Below are 20,649 nucleotides of genomic sequence, written 5' to 3'. Positions count from 1 at the left end.
CCTGGCCATGGCGCCGGTCCCGTTGCGGGACCGGCGCAGCAGGAGCCGCGCGTCAACCCTTGCGGCTGGCGATCCACTGGTCGACGCGGCGCTCCAGCAGGTTCAGCGGCAGCGCGCCGCCGCCGAGCACGGCGTCGTGGAAGCCGCGGATGTCGAAGCGTTCGCCCAGCTCGCCCTCGGCTTTGCGCCGCAGCTCCTGGATCCGGATCATGCCGATCTTGTACGCCGTGGCCTGGCCCGGCCAGGTGATGTAGCGCTGGATCTCGGAGCGGATCGCGGCCTCCGGCGTGGCGGAGTTGGCGCTGAAGTAGTCCACCGCCTGCTGCTCGGTCCAGCCCTTGGCGTGCAGGCCGGTGTCGACCACCAGGCGCACCGCGCGCCAGAGTTCCGAGGCCAGGCGGCCGTATTCGGAGTAGGGATCCACATAGGTGCCCGGCATCTCGCGCGCCAGCCATTCCGAATACAGGCCCCAGCCCTCCGAGTACGCGGTCGAGCGCGCCTGGGTGCGGAACTCGGGCACGCCGGTGAGTTCCTGCGCGATCGAGATCTGCATGTGATGGCCCGGCAGGCCCTCGTGGTAGGCGATGACCTCGAGCTCGGGCTTGGGCATCGCGTTCATGTCCGACAGGTGCGCGTAGTACACGCCGGGACGCGAGCCGTCGGCGGTGCCGGGGAAGTAGTGCTGTGCGGCGCCTGGCTGCTCGCGGAACGGTTCGACGCGCTTGACCACCAGGTCGGCCTTGGGCAGCAGGCCGAAGTACTGCGGCAGCACCTTCTTGATGTTGTCGATGGCGCGGGTGGCATCGTCGATGTAGGCCTGGCGGCCGGCATCGGTGTCGGGATACTTGAACTTCGGATCGGTTGAGATGTGCCGGAAGAAGGCCTGCAGGTCGCCCTCGAAACCGACCCGCTTCATCAGCGCCTCCATTTCGCGATGGATGCGCGCGACCTCGTCCAGGCCGATCCGGTGCACCGCGTCGGCGTCGAGGTCGGTGGTGGTGTGCATCCGCAGCTGGTGGCGGTAGTAGTCCGCGCCGTTGGCCTGGGTGGTGCCCACGCCCGACGGGTTGTCGATGGCGTTGGCGCGATCGGCTTCCGCCCAGGCGATGAGGTCGCGATAGCCGGGCTGGATGTTGTCCAGCAGCGCCTGGCGCGCCTCGTCCTTGAGCGCGGTGGCGCGCGCCGCGTCGATGAGGCCGGACTTGACCAGCCCGTCGGCCTTGGCCTGCAGGTCGCCCCACAGCGCCGAATCCTTGCCCTCGTCGAAGGGCGCGCCCGTGATCACCGCGCGCGCTTCCTTGAGCACCCCGTCGTAGGCGAAGCGCGGCATGCGATAGCCGTCGTCGGCATTGCGCCTGGCCAGCTCCAGCATCTGTCCCATCGCGCGACGCGCTTCCTTCAGGCGGGCGAGGTACGCCAGATAGTCGGCTTCGGTCTCGACCTTGTGGAAATTGATCAGGAAGGTCGGCAGGAACGACTGCGCGCCCTGCATCTGGTTGAAGACGTAGACGTTGCGCCGATAGCGGTTGCCCGCGGCGGCGGTCTCGTACTGCAGCTTCCACAGGTCCCAGGACAGCCTGGTCTCGTCGTCGAGCGCCTCGCGGTCGAACTGCGACTCCATCTCGTCCACCGTGGCCTTGCGCCAGGCCAGGCGCTCGTCCTGCGCCTGCTCGGACATGTCGTCGAGCCGGTCGTAGAGCTCCTTGCGGCCGAGGAAGGTCAGCGCGATGGGACTGAAGCGCAGCTCTTCCTGGTACTTGCGTTCGAACCAGGCATTCAGGCGCTGGCTCTCGGTCTGGGTGCTCGCGGCTGCGGCGGCCGGCGCTTCCTGCTGCGCGAAGGCGGCCGGAGCGGCAAGGGCGAGCGCGACGGACAGGGCGAGGGCGCGGACAAGGGCGGGCCTATGCATCGGACATCTCCTGAAGGGATGCACGAAGCATAGGCGCGTCGATGCCCGGCCGCCATGCGACTGATGGCAGGGGGAATGCGGGTAGGGGAAGCGCGCCGAGGGTGCGGTGCGGGAAGGCGCCGTCCTGCGGCGCGACCGGCGATGCCGGTCTACTTCATGCGGTAGGTGATGCGACCCTTGGTCAGGTCGTAGGGGGTCATCTCGACCTTGACCTTGTCGCCGGTCAGGATTCGGATGTAGTTCTTGCGCATGCGTCCGGAGATATGCGCAATGATTTCGTGGCCGTTCTCAAGCTTCACCCGGAACATGGTGTTCGGGAGGGTCTCGGAGATCGTGCCTTCGAATTCGATGACGTCGTCTTTCGCCATTCGTCCTGTTGCCGGTGGTTGCGGGCGCGCCACTGCCGCGAAAATAAGCGGGGCATTCTGCCATGCGCGCCGGCCCGGTGCAAAGCCGCGGCCGGGGCGGGGTGTTCATCTTCCCCGCGAATGCAGCGGGACAGTGCCGAAGTCCGCCGTCCAGGAACCTGGCGCCACGGGCGCCTCGACCAGCGGCGCGATGGCCTGCAGGAAGCGCTCGCGCGGCATGTGCGCCGCGCCGAGGAATAGCAGGTGCGGGTTCTCCACCTGGGCGTCGATCAGCGGGCAGCCGCGCCCGTGCAGCCAGTGGGCGAGGGCGGCCAGCGCCGCGGTCGATCCGCCCGAGGCCGCGCTGAACATGCTTTCGCCGTAGAACATCCGTCCCACCGCGATGCCGTAGATCCCGCCCAGCAGCGGCGCGTCCTCGTCCGCATCGGCGAACACCTCCACGCTGTGGGCGTGGCCGAGCCGGTGCAGGTGCAGGTAGGCCGACTGCATCTCGGCCGTGATCCAGGTACCCGATTGCCCCGGACGCGGGCTGCTGGCGCAGCAGTGGATCACGCGTGCGAAGGCCGTGTCGGCCCGCGCCACCCAGGTCGAGCGGCGCAGGCCGCGCCGGAAGCGCGAGGAGAGGCGCACGCCATCGCTGCGGAACACCATGCGCGGATCGGGCGACCACCACAGGATCGGCTGGCCTTCGGAGAACCAGGGAAAGACGCCGCGCCGGTAGGCGTTGAGCAGGCGTTGCGGCGACAGGTCGCCGCCATAGGCGAGCAGCCCATCGGGTTGGCGCAAGGCGCGGGCCGGATCCGGAAACGGCGCGGCCGGGTCGTCGGACAGCCGGGGCAGGGGCAGGTTCACGCCCGGATTGTAGGGCGGCCGTGCGCGATCGCTGGGCCCGGTTGGCTCAGTCGCACGTGTCCGGCGCAGCCCGGAACGGGCTGCGCTGCTGCAGCCAGGCGCGATTACGCGCGACGACCATGCGCTCCTGCGCGCACCAGGACGACAGTGCCTCGCGAAACCGGGCGTCGGCGATCCAGTGGCGGCTGCGCACCTCCACCGGCAGGAAGCCGCGCGCGATCTTGTGCTCGCCCTGCGCGCCCGGCTCGAACACGCGCAGGCCCTCGCGCAGGCAGTATTCGATGCCTTGGTAGTAGCAGGTCTCGAAGTGCAGCCCTGGCAGCTGCGCCAGCGCGCCCCAGTAGCGTCCATACAAGGTGTCGTCGCCGCGCAGGCACAGGGCACCTGCCACCGCCTCGCCGTGGTACATCGCCAGGATCAGCAGCAGTCGCGATGGCATGGCCCTGGCCAGGTGCTGCAGGAATTCCAGCGTGAGCGCGGGCGAGTTGCCGTATTCGGCAAAGGTCTGCAGGTAGAAGCGATGCATGGTGGCGAGGTCCGCCTCGCTGGCCTCGCCGCCGTGGACGGTGCGGAACTCCACGCCCGCACGTGCCACCTTCGCCCGCTCCTGCCGGATGTTCTTGCGATGCCTGTGGTCCATCGCCCCGAGGTAGTCGTCGAAGCTCGACCAGCCGGCGTCGTTGCGCCAGTGGTACTGCAGGTCGGTTCGCTGGAGCCAGTCCTGCCCGAAGCCGGTGTCCTCATCGGCGGGTGCGAAGTTCACGTGGGCCGACGACAGCCCCAGCCGTGCAGTCTCCTCCACCAGTTCGCGTGCGAGCGTGCCGCGCAGCGCGGCCGTCGGCGCCAGCAGGCGAGGACCGGTCACAGGCGAGTAGGGCACGGCGCACAGCAGCTTGGGGAAATAGTCCAGCCCATGCTGCGCATAGGCGTGGGCCCAGGCGTGGTCGAACACGAACTCGCCGTGCGAGTTGTGCTTGAGGTAGGCCGGCGCCGCCGCCAGCAGCGCATCGTCCTCCCAGAGCGCGAGATGGTGCGGGGTCCAGCCCCAGTCCTCGCGCAGGCAGCCGGCCTCTTCCAGACCGGACAGGAAGGCGTGGTCTACAAAGGGATTGCCGCCATCGTGCAGGGCGTCCCAGCGGTCTGCCGGAATATCGGCGAGGCGGCGATGGATCCGGACCTCGGCCATGCTGTGCTCGGCGCGCCCCACCGGCCCGGCATCGCCGGACCGGGCGGGGCGCGTGGTCAGGCGCCCTTGTCCAGGAACCGTTCGGCGTCCAGCGCCGCCATGCAGCCGAACCCGGCCGACGTGATCGCCTGGCGATAGACCTGGTCGGCGACGTCGCCCGCGGCGAAGACGCCCTTGACCGAGGTTTCGGTCGCGCCGCCGGAAAGGCCGGAGCGGATGTCGAGGTAGCCGTTGTTCATCGCCAGCTGGCCCTCGAACAGCGCCGTGTTGGGCGTATGCCCGATGGCGACGAAGAAGCCGTGCACCGCGATTTCGCGGGTACTGTCGTCCTGCACCGACTTCAGGCGCATGCCGGTCACGCCGGCATCGTTGCCCAGCACCTCGTCCACGGTGTGGTGCCAGACCGGTTCGATCTTGCCGGCCGCGACCTTGGCGAACAGCTTGTCCTGCATGATCTTCTCGGCGCGCAGCGTGTCGCGACGATGCACCAGGTAGACCTTGCGGGCGATGTTGGACAGGTACAGCGCTTCCTCGACCGCGGTATTGCCGCCGCCGACCACGGCCACGTCCTGGTCCTTGTAGAAGAAACCGTCGCAGGTGGCGCAGGCGGACACGCCGCGGCCCTTGAACTTCTCCTCCGACTCCAGCCCCAGGTACTTGGCGGTCGCGCCGGTGGCGATGACCAGCGCGTCGCAGGTGTACTCGCCGCTGTCGCCGACCAGGCGGAACGGGCGCTGCGAGAGGTCGGCGGTGTGGATATGGTCGAACACCACCTCGGTCTCGAAGCGTTCGGCATGCGCCTGCATGCGCGCCATCAGGTCCGGGCCCATCAGGCCATGCGCGTCGCCGGGCCAGTTGTCGACCTCGGTCGTGGTCATCAGCTGGCCGCCCATCTGCAGGCCGGTGATGACGACGGGCTTGAGGTTGGCGCGGGCGGCGTAGACGGCGGCGGTCCAGCCGGCAGGGCCGGAACCGAGAATGATCAGACGGATGTGCCGGGGCGAAGAGGGGGGCATGTATACTCGCAGTTCATTGAGCGCGGCTTGACGGGTCCATAGCTTGGCGGCGGCGCGGCGGCAACACAAGGCGCGCGCGGCGATGTCCGCGAAACGCAGTATCCGCGGGGCGACATGTCGCGTGCCGACGTATTCGCTTCCGGTGTCCGCGAAACGCGCTGTCCCGGCCGCCAGGCGCGGCGATCGCGATCGGAGCCGCGCATGCGCATCGGAGTGCCGAAGGAAACCAAACCGCTGGAGGGCCGCGTGGCGCTGGTGCCGGCCGCCGCCGGCGACCTGGTCCGCCGCGGACACGAGGTATGGATCGAACGCGACGCCGGCGTGGCCTCGGGTTTCGCCGACGCGCACTACGAGCGACTGGGCGCGCGCATCGCGCCCGACGCCGCCGCGCTGTACGAGCGAGGCGAACTGATCGTCAAGGTCAAGGAGCCGGTCGCGGGCGATCTCGCGCTGCTTCGTCCGCATCACCTGTTGTTCTGCTACCTGCATCTTGCACCCGATCCGCCGCTGGCCAGGCGGCTGCTGGACATCGGGCTGACCGCGGTCGCCTTCGAAACGGTGGAACTCGACAGCGGCGAGCTGCCGCTGCTGGCGCCGATGTCGACGATCGCCGGACGGATCGCCGTACAGGTCGGCACCGCCCAGCTGCACCAGCCGCTGGGCGGCAAAGGCGTGCTGCTCGGCGGGCTGCCGTCGACGCCCCGCGGCAAGGTGGTGGTGTTCGGTGCCGGCCAGGCCGGCGGCGCGTCGGTCGCGGCCGCGGCAGCCGGCGGCGCCAACGTGGTGGTGTTTGAGACCCGGCAGGACCGGCGCGAGGCGATGATGCGGGCCGGACAGAACGTGACCACCCTGCATCCCTACGACGACCTGGTCGCGCAGGAAGTGGCGACGGCCGACCTGGTGGTCGGCGCCGTGCTGGTCACAGGCGCGGTGGCGCCGCATGTGCTCGACCGGGCGATGGTGCGGGCAATGGAGCCGGGCAGCGTGCTGGTGGACATCGCCATCGACCAGGGCGGCTGCTTCGAGACGTCGCGTCCGACGACCTGGGAGGCGCCGACCTACGTGGACGAGGGCGTCACCCACTTCTGCGTCACCAACATGCCGGGCGCGGTGCCCCGCACCAGCTCGCAGGCCATCTGCGCGGCGATCCTGCCCTGGGTGGACCGTCTCGCCTCGGGCGGCTGGCGGACGCATCCGGCCCTGCTGCGCGGAATCAACGTCGAGGCCGGCCGGCTGCTGCATCCCGCCCTGCAATCGCTGGAACTTTGAATTAAGATCAAGGCATTGTGTCGGTTTGCTAAGGCAGTGGATGACGGTGGCTCGGGCGATTCCTGAACGCGGCAAGCGCCAGCGCGCGACGGCCAAGGAGGCCGCGCCGCCGGATCCGCGTCGCCAGCGCCTGCTGCGCGACATCGCGATGATCCTGGTCGCGCCCCTGCTGCTGTACCTGCTGGTGTGCCTGGTCACCCATTCGCCGGACGATCCGGGCTGGTTCGTGGCCTCAGGCGGCGGTGTCGCCAGCGAGTTGCACAATGCGGGCGGGCCGGTGGGCGCGCGTATCGCCGACATCCTGCTCGGCCTCACCGGCTACGTGGCCTATCTGCTGCCGCTGATCCTGGGCGCGATCGCCTGGATCGCGCTGTTCGGCATGGATTCGGATGGCGATGGCCGGGTCGATTTCGGGCCGGCGCTGCGCCTGGTCGGCATCGTCGGCTTCATGGTGTCCGCCACCGGAATGCTGTACCTGCGCTTGGGCAACGTCGAAGGCCTGCCGCAGGGCGGGGGCGGGATCCTCGGCCGGCTGGTCGGCAATTCGCTCGACCGCGGCTTTGGCGCGCTGGGCGGCAACCTGTTCCTGCTGGCCCTGCTGCTGGTGTCGGTGACCCTGGCCACCGGCCTGTCCTGGCTGGCGGTGGCCGACCGGGTCGGGGGCTGGGTGCTGATGCTGCCCGCCCTGCTGCGCCGTGGGCGCAAGCAGGCGGCCGAGCGCATCGAGGCGCACGAGCGGCGCGTGGAGCGGGAGGAAACCCGCAAGGTCGACACCGAACTGCGCGCCAGGCGCGAGAAAGTGAAGATCGAGCCGCCGCCGGCGCCGGTCGTGGAAAAGAGCGACCGGGCCCGGCGCGAGCAGCAGATCCCGCTGTTCCACGTCGGCGACGGCAGCGGCGTGCCGCCGCTGGCCCTGCTCGACGATCCCAAGCCGCAGCCCAAGGGCTACGACGAGGAAACGCTGGAAACGCTGTCGCGGCAGATCGAGTTCAAGCTCAAGGACTTCCGCATCGATGCGCAGGTGGTGGGTGCCTATCCCGGCCCGGTGATCACCCGCTTCGAGATCGAGCCGGCGCCCGGCATCAAGGTCAGCCAGATCAGCACGCTGGACAAGGACATCGCCCGCGGCCTGTCGGTGAAGTCGGTGCGCGTGGTGGATGTGATCCCGGGCAAGTCGGTGATCGGCCTGGAAACGCCGAATACCCACCGCGAGATGATTTACCTGTCCGAGCTCCTGCGTTCCAAGGAGTACGACAAGTCGACCAGCCCGCTGACGCTCGCCTTGGGCAAGGACATCGCCGGCCGCCCGACGGTGGCCGATCTTGCGCGCATGCCGCACCTGCTGGTGGCCGGCACCACCGGCTCGGGCAAGTCGGTGGCGGTCAACGCCATGGTGCTGAGCCTGCTGTACAAGGCCTCCGCCAAGGACCTGCGGATGCTGATGATCGACCCGAAGATGCTGGAGCTCAGCGTCTACCAGGGCATCCCGCACCTGCTCGCGCCGGTGGTCACCGACATGAAGGAGGCCGCCAACGGCCTGCGCTGGTGCGTGGCGGAGATGGAGCGCCGCTACAAGCTGATGAGCGCGGTGGGCGTGCGCAACCTGGCCGGCTTCAACAAGAAGGTGCGCGACGCGCAGGAAGCCGGGCAGCCGCTGCTCGACCCGTTGTTCCGCCCCAATCCGGAATCCAGCGAGGTCGCCGAACCGCTGGAGACGCTGCCCTTCATCGTCATCTTCATCGACGAATTCGCCGACATGATGATGATCGTCGGCAAGAAGGTGGAGGAGTTGATCGCGCGCCTGGCGCAGAAGGCGCGTGCGGCGGGCATCCACCTGATCCTGGCCACCCAGCGCCCCTCGGTGGACGTGATCACCGGCCTGATCAAGGCGAATATCCCGACCCGTATCGCCTTCCAGGTCTCGAGCAAGATCGACTCGCGCACCATCCTCGACCAGTCCGGCGCCGAAACCCTGCTCGGCCACGGCGACATGCTGTACCTGCCGCCGGGCACGGCCATGCCCGAGCGCGTGCACGGCGCCTTCGTCAGCGACGAGGAGGTGCACCGCGTGGTCGAGCACCTCAAGCAGAGCGGTGGCGGACCCGACTACATCGAGGGCGTGCTGGACGAATCGCAGACCATGTACGACGGCACCACGGTCGGCGCGACCGGCCTGCCGGAAGCGGGCGGCGGTTCGGGGGACGAGTCCGACCCGCTGTACGACGAGGCGGTGAAGATCGTCACCGAGACGCGCCGCGCTTCGATCTCCGGCGTGCAGCGGCGCCTGAAGATCGGCTACAACCGCGCCGCGCGCCTGGTCGAGGCGATGGAGGCCGCGGGCGTGGTGTCCGCGCCCGAGCACAACGGCGATCGCGCCGTGCTGGCGCCGCCGCCGCCGAAGTAGGGCGGTGGCGACGACGCTCGCCGCCTGGTGAACGTCGACGGGCCCCGCAAAGTGCGGCTGCATGAACGCTCACCGGGCAGCTGCGTCCGGCCTGGCCCCGGCTTCCCGTAACAAGGGGCCTGGGATGGGCGAAGTGCGTGTTCAGCTTCCTCTTTGCAGACTTGCGCCACCCATTCCCGAGGACGTGTCCATGATCCGCAAGAGCCGCTGGCTGCTTGTCGCCATTGTCGCACTGGCAGGTGCTGCCCACGCTGGCGGCCGTGCGCAGCTCGACAGCTTCACCCGGGGCCTGACCGGCCTGGACGGGCAGTTCATGCAGCAGGTGCTGGACGAAGGCGGCCGCGTGCGCGAGACCTCCAGCGGCCGGGTCGCCCTGTCGGCACCGCGCCTGTTCCGCTGGGAGTACGAGAAGCCCTATCCGCAGCTGATCGTGGCCGACGGCAAGACCGTGTGGGTCTACGACCCGGACCTGGAGCAGGTCAGCCGCCGTCCGCAGGGCAGCGCCGAGCAGGACAGCCCGCTCGCGGCGCTGATCGATCCGGCGCGCCTCGACCGCGACTACCTGGTGGAAGAGGGCGGTGAGGACGACGGCCTGCAGTGGCTGGTGCTCAAGCCGAAGCAGGGCGCGGAAGATGCGCCGTTCCAGAGCGCGCGGCTGGGCATGGCCGCGTCCGGGCTCGCGCGCATGGAGATCGTGGATGCGCTGGGCCAGCGCACGCAGATCCGCTTCAGCGGCTGGAAGCGCAATCCGGGCTTCGAGCGCGGCACCTTCGTATTCACGCCGCCGGCGGGCGTGGACGTGGTGGGCGAAGGCTGAGCCCCCTCGGATGATCGCGCAGGCGCCATCGCGGGCAGGCGCAGCCGCCATCCAGGTGGCGACTGCGCTGCTGCTGGCGGTGGCGCAGGCCGGCGGGCCCGCACAGGCGCAGCTGGCCGCCACCGCCGCGCCTGCACGCGCCTCGCAGGCCGCGGCGCAGCCGGGCGCCGCCACCAGCGGCAACGAGGCGCTCGACAACGCCGTGGCCGCCGTGGTGGTGGCCGCTCTGGCCGAGCAGATGAACACCGCATCGATCGAGGTGAGCATCGACTCCTACGAGGTCGGGATCGCCAGCCTCCGCGACCGCAACGTCAGCGGGCTGGGGCGCATGCGCCTGGACGGCGACGAGGAATGGATCGGCTTCCGCTATAGCACCGTCTACGACACCACGTTTTCCAGTGCGGGCTATCCGCGCCTGACCATCGGCGGCGTCTCGGCGGGCGAGCGCGAGGTCCCCAACGATTCGGGGCTGGTGCGCGAACTCGAGGAACGGGTGATGGTGGAGCTGGACCGCCAGTTCGGCGGGCGCTCCACGCGCCTACAGCTCGATGACATCAACACCGTCCAGGGCGGCGGCCGGCTGCTGCGCATCAATGCCCAGGGTATCGCCGACTTCGGCCTGGACGGCAGCACGCCGGTCCGGATCGAGGCCCTGTACGACCGGGTGGCGGGCGCCTGGCAGCGCGTGAACTACGACCTGGGCACGGCGTCCCGCTGAGGCCCGGCGGCGGCAGCTTCAGCCGACGCTTGCTATGGTGCGCACCCGGTTCCCGTTTGCCTACCGCCGTGCCTCGCGCCAGACCTCCATCACCCGCCCCGGGCGGCGACCTGCTCGACATCGACCGCAGCGCGCTGCGGCCGCTGGCCGAGCGTATGCGGCCACGCACGATCGAGGAGATGGTGGGGCAGCGCAGGCTGGTCGCGCCCGGCTCGGCCTTGCGACAGTCGATCGAGGCCGGCAGCGTCCATTCGATGGTGTTGTGGGGGCCGCCTGGCTGCGGCAAGACCACCCTGGCCCTGCTGCTGGCGCACTATGCCGACGCCGACTTCCGCTCGGTGTCGGCAGTGCTGTCGGGGTTGCCCGAGGTCCGGCAGGTGCTGGCGGAGGCTGGCCAGCGTTTCGCCGACGGGCGCCGCACCGTGCTGTTCGTCGACGAGGTGCACCGCTTCAACAAGGCCCAGCAGGACGCGTTCCTGCCGCATATCGAACGGGGCACGATCGTCTTCGTCGGCGCGACCACCGAGAACCCCTCGTTCGAACTCAACTCCGCGCTGCTCTCGCGCTGTCGCGTGCATGTGATGGAGGCGGTCTCCGCCGACGATATCCGGTCGGCCTTGCGCCGCGCGCTGGACGACCGCGAACGGGGCCTGGGTGGACGCGGCCTGCAGATCGCCGACGGTCAGCTGCTGCTGATCGCCACCGCGGCGGATGGCGACGTGCGTCGCGGGCTGACGTTGCTCGAGATCGCCGCGGAACTGGTCGGAGAGGGCGGAACGATCACCGACGAGGTGCTGGACCAGGTGCTCGCCGACCGCACCCGCCGCTTCGACAAGGGCGGTGAGCAGTTCTACGACCAGATCTCGGCGCTGCACAAGTCGGTGCGCAGTTCCAATCCGGATGCCGCGCTGTACTGGCTGGCGCGCATGCTCGACGGGGGCTGCGATCCGATCTACCTGGCGCGCCGCCTGACGCGCATGGCGGTCGAGGATATCGGGCTGGCGGATCCGCGCGCGCTGCAGATGGCCGTCGACGCCTGGGATACCTACGATCGCCTGGGCAGCCCGGAGGGCGAACTGGCGCTGGCGCAACTGGTGCTTTACCTGGCCAGCACCGCCAAGTCGAATGCGGCCTATGTCGCCTTCAAGGCGGCCCGGCGCGATGTGGCCGAGTACGGTACGCAGGAGGTTCCGATGCACCTGCGCAACGCGCCGACCAAGCTGATGAAGCAGTTGGGCTGGTCGAAGGGTTATCAGTACGACCACGACGCCGAGGGCGGCGTGGCGCTGGACCAGACGGGGTTTCCCGACGCCATGGGCGAACGCGTCTACTACCATCCGGTCGAGCGCGGCCTCGAGCTCAAGCTCAAGGAGAAGCTCGACGCATTGCGCGGCGCGCGCGCGGGGCGGCAGCGCGGCAGGGGCGGCGGCTGAGGACTCGCGCTGACCTGCCCGGCGCAACCCGGCGCAGGCACCGGCGTGTTCCATCGGCGCGCTCCCCATCTTCACCGGTTTGCGGCAAAGATAGGCGTTTGTCGCCGGGCGTTCGTGGATGGCCAGCAGAAAACCGAACGGATGGGCACTTCTCGGCATCGCGGTCATCGCCGTGCTGGCGCTGGCGTGGCTTGGCGGAGAACCCACCCGCGCCATGGACGACGAGGCGCGCACCGCGCTGCGCGGACGCCACATCGGCTTCGTGTTCCAGTTCCACCACCTGGTCAACGCGTTCACCGCCCTGGAGAACGTGTTGATGCCCTGGATGGTGGCCAATGGCCGGCCCGACCCGGCCATCACCGAGACCGCACGCGGTCTGCTCGCCGACGTGGGGCTGGAGAAGTTCACCGACCGTCGTCCCGACCAGCTTTCCGGGGGGCAGCAGCAGCGCGTCGCGATCGCGCGCGCCCTGATCACCAGGCCCGCTCTGCTGCTCGCGGACGAACCCACCGGCAACCTCGACACCCGGACCGCGGCGGAGGTGTTCGGACTGCTGCGCCGCTTCAACGAACAGTTCGGCTGCGCGGTGCTGGTGGTCACCCACGACCCGCGCCTGTCCGAGACCTGCGACCGCACGATCCAGCTGGTGGACGGCTGCGTCGTATCGGACGACCGGCGCCGCGGCAGCGGTCCTGTGCACTGAGTCGGTTGGTTTCCGGCTCTGTCGGCGCAGATCGATGCGCCAGCCATCGCGGCCGGCCGGATGGCAACTGCCGTCCTCCGCCGCGGCAGGTGCCAGCACGAAAAAGCCGGCACGAGGCCGGCTTCACGCAACACACTTGATTCATGGTGGGCGGTGCAGGGTTCGAACCTGCGACCCTCGCCGTGTGAAGGCGATGCTCTACCGCTGAGCTAACCGCCCGGTTTCGATGCCGCCTGCGTACTGGCGGCCCTGCCGTCGGGTGCCCGATGGGGCGACGGTGAAACGGGACGCGAATTCTACGGTGGAGGGCAGGGCCGGGGCAAGCCTCGTCGCGGATTCCTTTTGGGCACAGCCGTGCGGGCGCCAGCCTGGACGATCCTTCGGCGTTTCCGGCGCTATCGGGTATAGGCCCCGATCAGATGGCTCAGGTGGGCGCGCTCCGCGTCGCGCAGGAAGGGCGACAGCAGCATCATGACCTGGACGATCCCCTCGCGGATCGCGGTGCGCTCGTCGCGGTCGCCGCGGATGGCCGCGTAGTTGAGCCAGAATGTGGCCAGCACCAGCAGATTGGTGGCGGCCGCATCGATCTCCGAAGGCGAGGCGCGCACCACGCCGGCCTGCGACAGGCGCTGCATCACCGTATGCGCGCGATCGTCGGCGCGCTTGAGGATGCGCGCGAAGCGCGTCCGCAGGTGCCGGCTGCGGCTGAGGATTTCCAGCAGGTCGCGGTAGAAGAACCGGTATTCCCAGATGCACTCGAACACCTGGTGCAGTTGCATCCAGATGTCCTCGAGCCCGGGCAGGCGGCCGTCGGGCGGCGTGAGCACGTCGTCCATGCGCGCTTCGTAGCGCGTGAACAGCTGCTCGATGATGTCGTCCTTGTTGCGGAAGTGGTAGTACAGGTTGCCGGGGCTGATCTCCAGCTCATCGGCGATGTGGTTGGTGGTGACGGTCGGTTCGCCCCGCGCGTTGAACATCGTCAGGGCGCAGTCGAGGATCCGCTGGCGGGTGTCGCGGGCCATCCGTCCGGCGCTCAGCCCTTCAGGCTGGCGACGAGCTCCACGTACTGACGCTGCGCCTGTTCGCGCGGCATGCCCGCGAGCGCGCTCCAGGCGTCGTACTTGGCGGTGCCGACGAAATCGAAGAAGCCCGGCTTCTCGCCCTTGGCATCGCCTTCGGAACCTTGCTTGTAGAGCGCATACAGGCGCAGCAGGGTTTCGTTGTCGGGCCGTCGGGACAGCAGCTGCACGTCCCTGGCCGCCTGTTCGAACGTCAGCCCGGCGCTGGCCATTACGCACTTCCACACCCAGTCCGCGGCAATGACAGCACGCAGGTCCGGGGTGGTCAACACGTGCCGTACCGTCGCGGTCCGGCGGACGCCGTCAGTACGAGCGGCACTGGCGGAAGCGGACCGTCGCGTCGCTGCCCGGTGGCGGCGTGAGCTGGATGCGCGAGGCGGCCAGGTCGTCGTAACGCTCCACGAGCGGGCAGATGCGCCCGAACGGATCGTCCTGGATCGCGGACAGGAAGACCTGCAACGTGGATTCGCTGGACCAGGCCGCGCGGTCGACATCGGGCAGGGTCGACACTGCGGCGGCGATGTCGGCACGCTGCTGCTCGATATCCGGCGTCGTCGCCGCAGGCGCCTGTGGCCCGGGGAGGGACACCGACGGCAGGCCGGGGTCGACCGCAGGGGCTGTCGCGGCAGCCGGCTGCTCCCCGGGCCGGGCCACATCGGCCGCGACGGCCGGCGCCGCGGCCGGTCTGGCGACGGGCGCCGGTGGCGGCAGGGCCAGCCAGACCGCGACGCCGGCGAGCAGCGCCAGCAGCCACGACAGCAGCACGCGCTGGCGGGCCGCCCGGGCGGCGCCGGCGCGGATGCCGGCCAGCTGATCGGCGGGCAGGAAGTCGCGCAGCTGCGGCCACAGGGCCGGGCCGTCCAGCAGTTCGATGCGCTGCAGGGAAGCCACCGGCCGTGCATCGTCGGTGATGCGTCCCTGGGTGACCAGAAAGCCGCCCACCGCGCCCTTGAGTTCGATGGCCCTGGACAGTTCGTTGACGGTCAACCGGCCGAGCAAGAAGGCGCTGCCGTGCTTGCAGGAGAGCAGCCAGTGGTCGCCGTCGCGTTCCAGGATGTAGTCGCTGTCGCCTGCGGGATTTTCCGCATCCACCACCCGGCGGTACCCGCGTCGCGACAACGCGTCCAGCACCATGTGGATGAAGCTCCGCCAGGACACCCCCGACAAGGCCCGGATGCCCGCCCGCGTCTCGTCGCGCCGCAGTTGCACGGTGCGGAAGTGGAACGTGGCGATGCTGCCGATCAGCAGCGCCACGCCGATCGCGATCAGCCAGTTGGGCATCGGTTACCAGGCTTGCGGGGGGCGGCAAAGGATAGCGGAATCGCCCTCCTGCGCCGCGCGGCGGCCATGCGCGAGGCGTTGCCAACAGCGGTGGCGCGACGGCCGTCCCAGATATGGCGGCGGCCTGATTGCCGCGCGCCGCAGTCGTCGCCAAGGCGCGGCCCGGTCAGGCCCGGTTCCGGCACCTGCTCCTGGCCGGTCCGGGTCAGGCGCTGGCGCTGTCGCCGAAACGCTCGGCCAGCACCCGGCGGATCTCGGCTTCGATCGGCCCCTTCATCGCCGACAGCAGGAAGCCCAGGCTCGCGGTCACGTGGACCTGGTTGGGTTCGAGCGCGATCCGGCCCTCCACCCCGCTGCGGGAGAAGTGCAGGGTGTCGTCCTGCCAGTCGCAGGCCACTTCGAACCGTTCTGACAGCTTCTGCGCCACCTGTTCGACGGACAGGCGGGCCTGGTCCAGCGGGAGCGAATGCGGGTGGCGGATGTCGATGCCGGCCATGGGGGGGCGCCTGGGGGGAGGGGCGCCATTCTGCGATGGGAGGGCGCGCCCGGCCAAGCCTCCCCGACGCGCGTGATAGATTGCCGCGCCATGGAGTCCGTCAGATTGCGAATTGCCGCGCAGCCGCGCGACGACCGTCCCTTGCCGGTCGGCGTGCACGGTATTGCGCGCACCGGGCCCGGCCGCATCGAAGTGGTGGAAGGGGGCGGCGACTGCCCGCTGCGGTTGTGCGTGGACCGGCGCGGCATGTGGCTGAACGTGGAGGCTGGCGCCCCGGGCGTGCATGTGAACGGTCGCCAGGTGCAGCGCATGGCCATGCTGCGGGCCGGCGACGCCATCTACGTCGACGGGGTGGAACTGCGCCTGGTCTCGGCCGAGCCGGTCCAGGTGCCGGGTCCGGGCGACGAAGCCGGCCTGCCGGACGAGATGCCCAACCTGCGGGTGGTGCTGCGTGGCGTGGGCGGGCGCTTCCACGGCCGCTGCTTCACGCTGGAACGCCCGCGTCTGGTCGGTCGACATGCCGACGCGGATATCCGGATCGACGACCCGGCCTTCGCCGACCGCCACGCGCGCCTGGAGCTGGTGGGCGAGCAGGTGGTGCTGCGCGACCTCGGCTCGGCCGAGGGCAGCCAGGTCAATGGCGAGTCCGTACGCGACGCCCTGCTCGAGGCCGGCGACCAGATCGTCTTCGATGGCCATCACCGCTTCGTGGTCGAGGCGCCGCGCCGGCGCAGCCGGGCCGCGGGGGACGCCGCGCCGGAAGCACCCGCCATCCTGGCGCCGCCGGCTTCACGCCAGGCCATGCGGTTGCCCTGGCTGCTGCTCGCCGCCGTGGGGCTGGCCCTGCTGCTGGCGGCGCTGTTGCTGTTCGGCTCCGGCTGAGGCGCCCGAGGCCATCGCCGTCTAGGGCCAGCGCGGGGCGGGCGCGGGGCGTGAGCGCCGCACGGTCTTGTTCCAGACCCGCCAGCCCAGCAGCATCGCCAGCACCAGGGCGTAGAGCAGCGGCTCGCGATAGTCGGATTTCACGATCCACCAGAAGTGCAGCACCGCCAGCACCGCGACGAGGTATACCAGCCGGTGCAGGCGGCCCCAGTTCCGCCCCAGCCTGCGCATCCAGCCGCGGGTGGACGTGACCGCCAGCGGCACCAGCAGCAGCCAGGCGGCGAAGCCCACGGTGATGTAGGGGCGCTTGACGATCTCCTCGAACACCAGCGCCCACCAGCCGCGCAGGTCCAGCGCCAGATAGGCCGCCAGGTGCAGGCTGGCATAGGCGAAGGCATACAGGCCGAGCATGCGCCTGAACTTCAGCCAGGCCGGCTGCCCGCTGATCTGGCGCAGCGGCGTGATGGCCAGGGTGACCAGCAGCAGGCGCAGCGCCCACAGGCCGAGTTCGTGTTCGATGGCCGCGACCGGATCGGGCCCGAGCGCATCGATGTCCGCCTCGCTCCAGACCTGCCAGAAACGCCAGGCGAGCAGCGACAGGGGCAGCAGCGCCAACGCATGGACCGCGGACTTGGCCAGCGGCAGCGGACGGCTCGCCTGCGTCATGGATCCATCGTTCCCCGATCGCGGAGGCGGCCACGGGCGGCGGCGGCCGGCATGCCGGGACTCAGTACCACTTCTTCAGGTCCATGCCGGCGTACAGCGATGCGACCTGGTCGCCGTAGCCGTTGAACATGCGGGTGGCGATGCGGTCGGCGAACAGGCGGTTGCCGGTGCCGGCGATGCGGCGTTCGGTCTTCTGGCTCCAGCGCGGATGGTCGACCTCCGGATTGACGTTGCTGTAGAAGCCGTATTCGCCAGGCTGCAGCCGGTTCCATGCAGTGGCGGGCATGCGCTCGCTGAAGCGGATCTCCACGGTCGACTTGATGCTCTTGAAGCCGTACTTCCACGGGACCACCAGCCGCAGCGGGGCGCCGTTCTGCTGCGGCAGCGGCTTGCCGTACAGGCCGGTGGCCAGGAAGGCCAGCGGATGCATGGCCTCGTCGATGCGCAGGCCTTCGCGATACGGCCAGTCGATCGAGCGGAAGCGCAGGCCAGGCATCTGCACCGGATCGGCCAGCGTGGTGAATGCGACGTACTTCGCGCTCGAGTTCGGCTCGAACTTCTTCAGCACCGCGGCCAGCGGCACGCCCAGCCAGGGGATCACCATCGACCAGCCCTCGACGCAGCGCAAGCGGTAGATGCGTTCTTCCTGCGCGATTCCCCTGAGCAGTTCCTCGAACGGGACGTTGCCCGGCTTCGCGCACTCGCCCGACACAGCCACGTTCCAGGGCGAGGTGCGCAAGGTCTTCTTCGCCCGCGACGGGTCGGCCTTGTCGGTGCCGAACTCGTAGAAATTGTTGTAGCTGGTGATGTCCTCGTAGCGCGTCTGCACCTCGTCGGTGCGGAAACCGGAGCGCGCCTGCGCGGGCGTGATCACCGCGGTGGAGGGTGGGGCTTCGGCTTCGGCGCATCCGGCCAGCGGCAGCAGCGGTGCGCCGGCGAAGGCGCCCAGCAGGCAGCGGCGGGCGCGATAGACGGTTTCATCGGTAACGTCGGCCGCGGGAATCGAGAGCACGCTGCGCAAGGACATGATTGGTTTCCTGTGGAAGCGTGGTTTGGACGCCGCAGCGCGGTAAAAGTTGCGCATCGGCGGCAGGAATCGCTGTTGCGCTGCGGCATACTAGGCATCTCCATCACACCGGTCCGTGAAGCAAGATGGCGCGCGCATACAACTTCAGTCCTGGTCCAGCGATGCTGCCCGAAGCCGTGCTGCGCCAGGCGCAGGCGGACATGCTCGAGTGGGGCGACGCGGGCGCGTCGATCGTCGAGATGAGCCATCGCGGTCCGGAGTTCCTGCAGGTGGCTCGCCAGGCCGAGGCCGACCTGCGCGAACTGGTCGCCATCCCCGACGATTACGCGGTGCTGTTCCCGGCCGGCGGTGCGACCACGCAGCAGGCCCTGATCGCGCTCAATTTCGCCGAACCCGGGCAGCGCGTGGACTACGTGGTCAGCGGCCACTGGGGCCGCACGGCATTGAAGCAGCTGGTGTCGGTGGACCTCAACATCGCCGCGAGCGGCGAGGACGGCGGCTTTCGCACGATCCCCGCGCGCGAACGCTGGCGCCTGTCGGACGATGCCGCCTATGTGCATATCACCGCCAACGAGACCATCCATGGCGTCGAGTTCCGCCCGGCCTGGGGCCAGGTGCCGCCGGACACCGGCAAGGTGCCGCTGTTCGCGGATTTCAGTTCGAGCATCGCCTCCGAGCCGGTCGACGTGTCGAAGTACGGCCTGATCTACGCAGGCGCGCAGAAGAACCTCGGTCCGGTCGGGATCAGCGTGGTGATCGTGCGTCGCGACCTGCTCGAGCGCGCCGGCCAGCCGCGCGCGGACATCTTCGACTACCGCTCTCAGCTCAAGGGCGAGTCGATGCTCAACACGCCGCCGACCTGGAACTGGTACCTGCTGGGCCTGACGGTGCGCTGGATGCTGGACGAGGGCGGGACCGCCGAGTTCGACCGCCGCAGCGAGCACAAGGCGCGCCTGCTCTACCAGGCGATCGACGGATCCGGCGGCTTCTACCGCAACGACGTCGACGCAAGCGTGCGTTCGCGCATGAACGTTCCCTTCTTCCTCGTCGACGAGGCGCTCGATGCCGCCTTCCTCGACGGGGCGCGCGAGGCCGGCCTGATCGGCCTCAAGGGCCACCGGGTGCTCGGCGGCATGCGCGCCTCGCTCTACAACCCGATGCCGGTGGCGGGCGTGCAGGCACTGGTCGACTACATGCGGGAGTTCCAGAAGCGTCATGGCTGAGCGCAACACACGGGCGCGGGCGAAGTCCGCTGCCGGCAAGAACCGGCCGAAACCAACGACCGGGGTTCCCGGCACCCCCAAGGCCGCGACGCGCAAGCGGGCGGACCCGGCCGCGCCAGCGCACAGGTCGGCTGCGGCCGCGTCGTCGGCGCGCAGCCGCGGCGAGCTGTCGCGCAAGTCGCCGCCCGACCTGGCCGCGGTGCGCGCGCAGATCGACGGCATCGACCACGAGATCCAGGCGCTCATCGCAGAGCGCGCGCTGTGGGCGCACCAGGTCGGCAAGGCCAAGGGCAAGCTCGCCGCGGCCATCGACTACTACCGGCCCGAGCGCGAGGCGCAGGTGCTGCGCCGTGTGGTCGACCGCAACGACGGACCGCTCAGCGACGAGGTGCTGGTGCGCCTGTTCCGCGAGATCATGTCCGCGTGCCTGGCGCAGCAGGAACCGCTCAAGATCGGCTACCTCGGGCCCGAGGGCACGTTCTCGCAGCAGGCGGTGCACAAGCACTTCGGGCATTCGGCCAAGGGCCTGCCGCTGGTGAGCATCGAGGAGGTGTTCGACGAGGTCGCCGCGGGCAGCGCCGACTTCGGCGTGGTGCCGGTGGAAAATTCAGGGCAGGGCACGATCCAGTCCACGCTCGACATGTTCCTGACCTCGCCGCTGAAGATCTGCGGCGAGGTGGAACTGCGCGTGCACCAGTACCTGCTCTCGCGCACCGGACACCTCGAGGACATCGAGCGCGTGTACTCGCACGGCATGTCGCTGGCGCAGTGCAAGAACTGGCTGCGGCAGAACCTGCCGGGCGTGCACAAGGAAGCGGTGGCGAGCAACGCCGAGGCCGTGCGCCGGGCCAAGAAATCCGACGACGCCGCCGCCATCGCCGGCGAGAACGCGGCGCATGTCTACGGCATGAAGGTGGTGGCGGGGCCGATCGAGGACCGCAACGACAACACCACGCGCTTCCTGGTGATCGGCCGCGCCTCGTTCCCGCCGTCGGGCAACGATCGCACCTCGCTGATGGTCTCCATCCGCGACCAGCCCGGCGCGCTCTACCGCATCCTCGAGCCGCTGGCGCGGCGCGATATCAGCATGAACCGGATCGAATCGCGGCCTGCGCACGGGGCGTTGTGGCAGTACGCCTTCTTCATCGACGTGGCCGGTCATGTCGACGAGTCGCCGCTGAAGGATGCGCTGGCCGAGATCGACGATTTCGCCGGCGACGTGCGCGTACTCGGCTCGTATCCGGTCGCGGTGCCTTGATCTACGACATTGCCGGCCGCCGCGGTGCCGGCGGCCGGGCAGGCTGCGCGCGCCGCGCGTGC

The 20,649-nt window shown here is 69.7% G+C and carries 20 protein-coding genes and 1 tRNA gene; 9 read left to right on the top strand and 12 right to left on the bottom strand.

Annotated elements, in window-relative coordinates; translation table 11 throughout:
* Positions 1-52: 52 nt before the first annotated feature.
* The 5 genes from ACQYVW_RS02110 to trxB all read right to left on the bottom strand — a co-directional run bounded on the left by ACQYVW_RS02110 (position 53) and on the right by trxB (position 5,331).
* Positions 53-1,909: a DUF885 domain-containing protein gene (locus ACQYVW_RS02110; RefSeq protein ID WP_434945897.1), complete on the bottom strand. Its 1,857-nt coding sequence runs from the start codon at positions 1,907-1,909 to the stop codon at positions 53-55.
* 149 nt (positions 1,910-2,058) lie between these two features.
* Positions 2,059-2,277, bottom strand: coding sequence for a translation initiation factor IF-1 (infA, locus tag ACQYVW_RS02105; RefSeq protein ID WP_112926214.1), 219 nt, complete (start codon positions 2,275-2,277; stop codon positions 2,059-2,061).
* A gap of 105 nt (positions 2,278-2,382) precedes the next feature.
* Positions 2,383-3,129, bottom strand: a complete 747-nt coding sequence (aat, locus tag ACQYVW_RS02100; RefSeq protein WP_434945896.1) for a leucyl/phenylalanyl-tRNA--protein transferase — start codon at positions 3,127-3,129, stop codon at positions 2,383-2,385.
* A gap of 46 nt (positions 3,130-3,175) precedes the next feature.
* The gene (locus ACQYVW_RS02095; RefSeq protein ID WP_434933811.1) at positions 3,176-4,315 is read right to left on the bottom strand and encodes a GNAT family N-acetyltransferase; all 1,140 of its coding nucleotides are present in this window, start codon (positions 4,313-4,315) and stop codon (positions 3,176-3,178) included.
* 56 nt (positions 4,316-4,371) lie between these two features.
* Entirely contained in the window at positions 4,372-5,331 is a 960-nt protein-coding gene (gene trxB, locus ACQYVW_RS02090; protein ID WP_434933810.1) for a thioredoxin-disulfide reductase, read from the bottom strand.
* Between the two features lie 201 nt (positions 5,332-5,532).
* Between trxB and ACQYVW_RS02085 the strand changes: the two genes are divergently transcribed.
* The 6 genes from ACQYVW_RS02085 (at position 5,533) to ACQYVW_RS02060 (ending at position 12,675) form a co-directional block, all read left to right on the top strand.
* On the top strand, positions 5,533-6,600 hold the full coding sequence (locus tag ACQYVW_RS02085) for an alanine dehydrogenase (protein WP_434945895.1): 1,068 nt from the start codon (positions 5,533-5,535) through the stop codon (positions 6,598-6,600).
* 46 nt (positions 6,601-6,646) lie between these two features.
* Positions 6,647-9,004 (top strand): DNA translocase FtsK, encoded by a 2,358-nt coding sequence (locus tag ACQYVW_RS02080; protein ID WP_434946250.1) that lies wholly within the window; start codon positions 6,647-6,649, stop codon positions 9,002-9,004.
* Between the two features lie 190 nt (positions 9,005-9,194).
* Positions 9,195-9,821, top strand: coding sequence for an outer membrane lipoprotein periplasmic chaperone LolA (gene lolA / locus ACQYVW_RS02075; RefSeq protein WP_434945894.1), 627 nt, complete (start codon positions 9,195-9,197; stop codon positions 9,819-9,821).
* A gap of 55 nt (positions 9,822-9,876) precedes the next feature.
* The gene (locus ACQYVW_RS02070) at positions 9,877-10,539 is read left to right on the top strand and encodes a hypothetical protein (protein ID WP_434945893.1); all 663 of its coding nucleotides are present in this window, start codon (positions 9,877-9,879) and stop codon (positions 10,537-10,539) included.
* Positions 10,540-10,607: 68 nt separating this feature from the next.
* Complete coding sequence (locus tag ACQYVW_RS02065) at positions 10,608-11,972, top strand: replication-associated recombination protein A (RefSeq protein WP_492012000.1); 1,365 nt, start codon at positions 10,608-10,610, stop codon at positions 11,970-11,972.
* A 118-nt stretch (positions 11,973-12,090) separates the two neighbouring features.
* Positions 12,091-12,675, top strand: coding sequence for an ABC transporter ATP-binding protein (locus ACQYVW_RS02060; RefSeq protein ID WP_434945892.1), 585 nt, complete (start codon positions 12,091-12,093; stop codon positions 12,673-12,675).
* 144 nt (positions 12,676-12,819) lie between these two features.
* Here the strand turns inward: ACQYVW_RS02060 and ACQYVW_RS02055 are convergent.
* From ACQYVW_RS02055 to ACQYVW_RS02035, 5 genes are all read right to left on the bottom strand, one after another.
* Positions 12,820-12,894 (bottom strand) — tRNA-Val (locus ACQYVW_RS02055).
* A gap of 176 nt (positions 12,895-13,070) precedes the next feature.
* Positions 13,071-13,697 (bottom strand): TetR/AcrR family transcriptional regulator, encoded by a 627-nt coding sequence (locus ACQYVW_RS02050; RefSeq protein ID WP_434945891.1) that lies wholly within the window; start codon positions 13,695-13,697, stop codon positions 13,071-13,073.
* Positions 13,698-13,708: 11 nt separating this feature from the next.
* Positions 13,709-13,966, bottom strand: coding sequence for an acyl-CoA-binding protein (locus ACQYVW_RS02045; protein ID WP_434936618.1), 258 nt, complete (start codon positions 13,964-13,966; stop codon positions 13,709-13,711).
* 91 nt (positions 13,967-14,057) lie between these two features.
* Positions 14,058-15,035 (bottom strand): restriction endonuclease, encoded by a 978-nt coding sequence (locus tag ACQYVW_RS02040; RefSeq protein WP_434945890.1) that lies wholly within the window; start codon positions 15,033-15,035, stop codon positions 14,058-14,060.
* A gap of 205 nt (positions 15,036-15,240) precedes the next feature.
* Positions 15,241-15,531 carry a polyhydroxyalkanoic acid system family protein gene (locus tag ACQYVW_RS02035; protein WP_434935394.1) on the bottom strand — a complete coding sequence of 97 codons (291 nt, stop codon included), beginning with the start codon at positions 15,529-15,531 and terminating at the stop codon, positions 15,241-15,243.
* Positions 15,532-15,621: 90 nt separating this feature from the next.
* Here ACQYVW_RS02035 and ACQYVW_RS02030 point away from each other — a divergent pair, with 90 nt between their 5' ends.
* A complete protein-coding gene (locus ACQYVW_RS02030) occupies positions 15,622-16,413 on the top strand; it encodes an FHA domain-containing protein (protein ID WP_434935392.1) in 792 nt (263 codons plus the stop codon).
* A gap of 21 nt (positions 16,414-16,434) precedes the next feature.
* Here ACQYVW_RS02030 and msrQ read toward each other — a convergent pair whose 3' ends face one another.
* Together msrQ and msrP are read right to left on the bottom strand one after the other, a co-directional pair.
* Positions 16,435-17,079: a protein-methionine-sulfoxide reductase heme-binding subunit MsrQ gene (msrQ, locus tag ACQYVW_RS02025; protein WP_434945889.1), complete on the bottom strand. Its 645-nt coding sequence runs from the start codon at positions 17,077-17,079 to the stop codon at positions 16,435-16,437.
* Positions 17,080-17,140: 61 nt separating this feature from the next.
* Entirely contained in the window at positions 17,141-18,106 is a 966-nt protein-coding gene (gene msrP, locus ACQYVW_RS02020) for a protein-methionine-sulfoxide reductase catalytic subunit MsrP (protein WP_434935388.1), read from the bottom strand.
* A 125-nt stretch (positions 18,107-18,231) separates the two neighbouring features.
* On the opposite strand from msrP, the gene serC reads away from it, so the two are divergent.
* The gene (serC, locus tag ACQYVW_RS02015) at positions 18,232-19,329 is read left to right on the top strand and encodes a phosphoserine transaminase (protein ID WP_434935386.1); all 1,098 of its coding nucleotides are present in this window, start codon (positions 18,232-18,234) and stop codon (positions 19,327-19,329) included.
* Positions 19,322-20,587 (top strand): prephenate dehydratase, encoded by a 1,266-nt coding sequence (gene pheA / locus ACQYVW_RS02010; RefSeq protein ID WP_434935385.1) that lies wholly within the window; start codon positions 19,322-19,324, stop codon positions 20,585-20,587. The genes serC and pheA overlap by 8 nt, the downstream gene beginning before the upstream one ends.
* Positions 20,588-20,649 lie beyond the last annotated feature (62 nt).

This window comes from Luteimonas campi (genome assembly GCF_051162505.1).
Lineage (GTDB): Bacteria > Pseudomonadota > Gammaproteobacteria > Xanthomonadales > Xanthomonadaceae > Luteimonas.
The sequence above is the reverse complement of the archived record's forward strand: the minus strand, read 5'-3'. Positions and strand labels throughout refer to the sequence as shown.

Excerpts from the sequence above, each read along its gene's own strand:
- ACQYVW_RS02110 (WP_434945897.1), bottom strand. The coding sequence starts at position 1,909 with ATGCATAGGCCCGCCCTTGTCCGCGCCCTCGCCCTGTCCGTCGCGCTC.
- infA (WP_112926214.1), bottom strand. The coding sequence starts at position 2,277 with ATGGCGAAAGACGACGTCATCGAATTCGAAGGCACGATCTCCGAGACC.
- ACQYVW_RS02095 (WP_434933811.1), bottom strand. The coding sequence starts at position 4,315 with ATGGCCGAGGTCCGGATCCATCGCCGCCTCGCCGATATTCCGGCAGAC.
- trxB (WP_434933810.1), bottom strand. The coding sequence starts at position 5,331 with ATGCCCCCCTCTTCGCCCCGGCACATCCGTCTGATCATTCTCGGTTCC.
- ACQYVW_RS02085 (WP_434945895.1), top strand. The coding sequence starts at position 5,533 with ATGCGCATCGGAGTGCCGAAGGAAACCAAACCGCTGGAGGGCCGCGTG.
- lolA (WP_434945894.1), top strand. The coding sequence starts at position 9,195 with ATGATCCGCAAGAGCCGCTGGCTGCTTGTCGCCATTGTCGCACTGGCA.
- ACQYVW_RS02060 (WP_434945892.1), top strand. The coding sequence starts at position 12,091 with ATGGCCAGCAGAAAACCGAACGGATGGGCACTTCTCGGCATCGCGGTC.
- ACQYVW_RS02050 (WP_434945891.1), bottom strand. The coding sequence starts at position 13,697 with ATGGCCCGCGACACCCGCCAGCGGATCCTCGACTGCGCCCTGACGATG.
- ACQYVW_RS02045 (WP_434936618.1), bottom strand. The coding sequence starts at position 13,966 with ATGGCCAGCGCCGGGCTGACGTTCGAACAGGCGGCCAGGGACGTGCAG.
- ACQYVW_RS02040 (WP_434945890.1), bottom strand. The coding sequence starts at position 15,035 with ATGCCCAACTGGCTGATCGCGATCGGCGTGGCGCTGCTGATCGGCAGC.
- ACQYVW_RS02035 (WP_434935394.1), bottom strand. The coding sequence starts at position 15,531 with ATGGCCGGCATCGACATCCGCCACCCGCATTCGCTCCCGCTGGACCAG.
- ACQYVW_RS02030 (WP_434935392.1), top strand. The coding sequence starts at position 15,622 with ATGGAGTCCGTCAGATTGCGAATTGCCGCGCAGCCGCGCGACGACCGT.
- msrQ (WP_434945889.1), bottom strand. The coding sequence starts at position 17,079 with ATGACGCAGGCGAGCCGTCCGCTGCCGCTGGCCAAGTCCGCGGTCCAT.
- msrP (WP_434935388.1), bottom strand. The coding sequence starts at position 18,106 with ATGTCCTTGCGCAGCGTGCTCTCGATTCCCGCGGCCGACGTTACCGAT.
- serC (WP_434935386.1), top strand. The coding sequence starts at position 18,232 with ATGGCGCGCGCATACAACTTCAGTCCTGGTCCAGCGATGCTGCCCGAA.
- pheA (WP_434935385.1), top strand. The coding sequence starts at position 19,322 with ATGGCTGAGCGCAACACACGGGCGCGGGCGAAGTCCGCTGCCGGCAAG.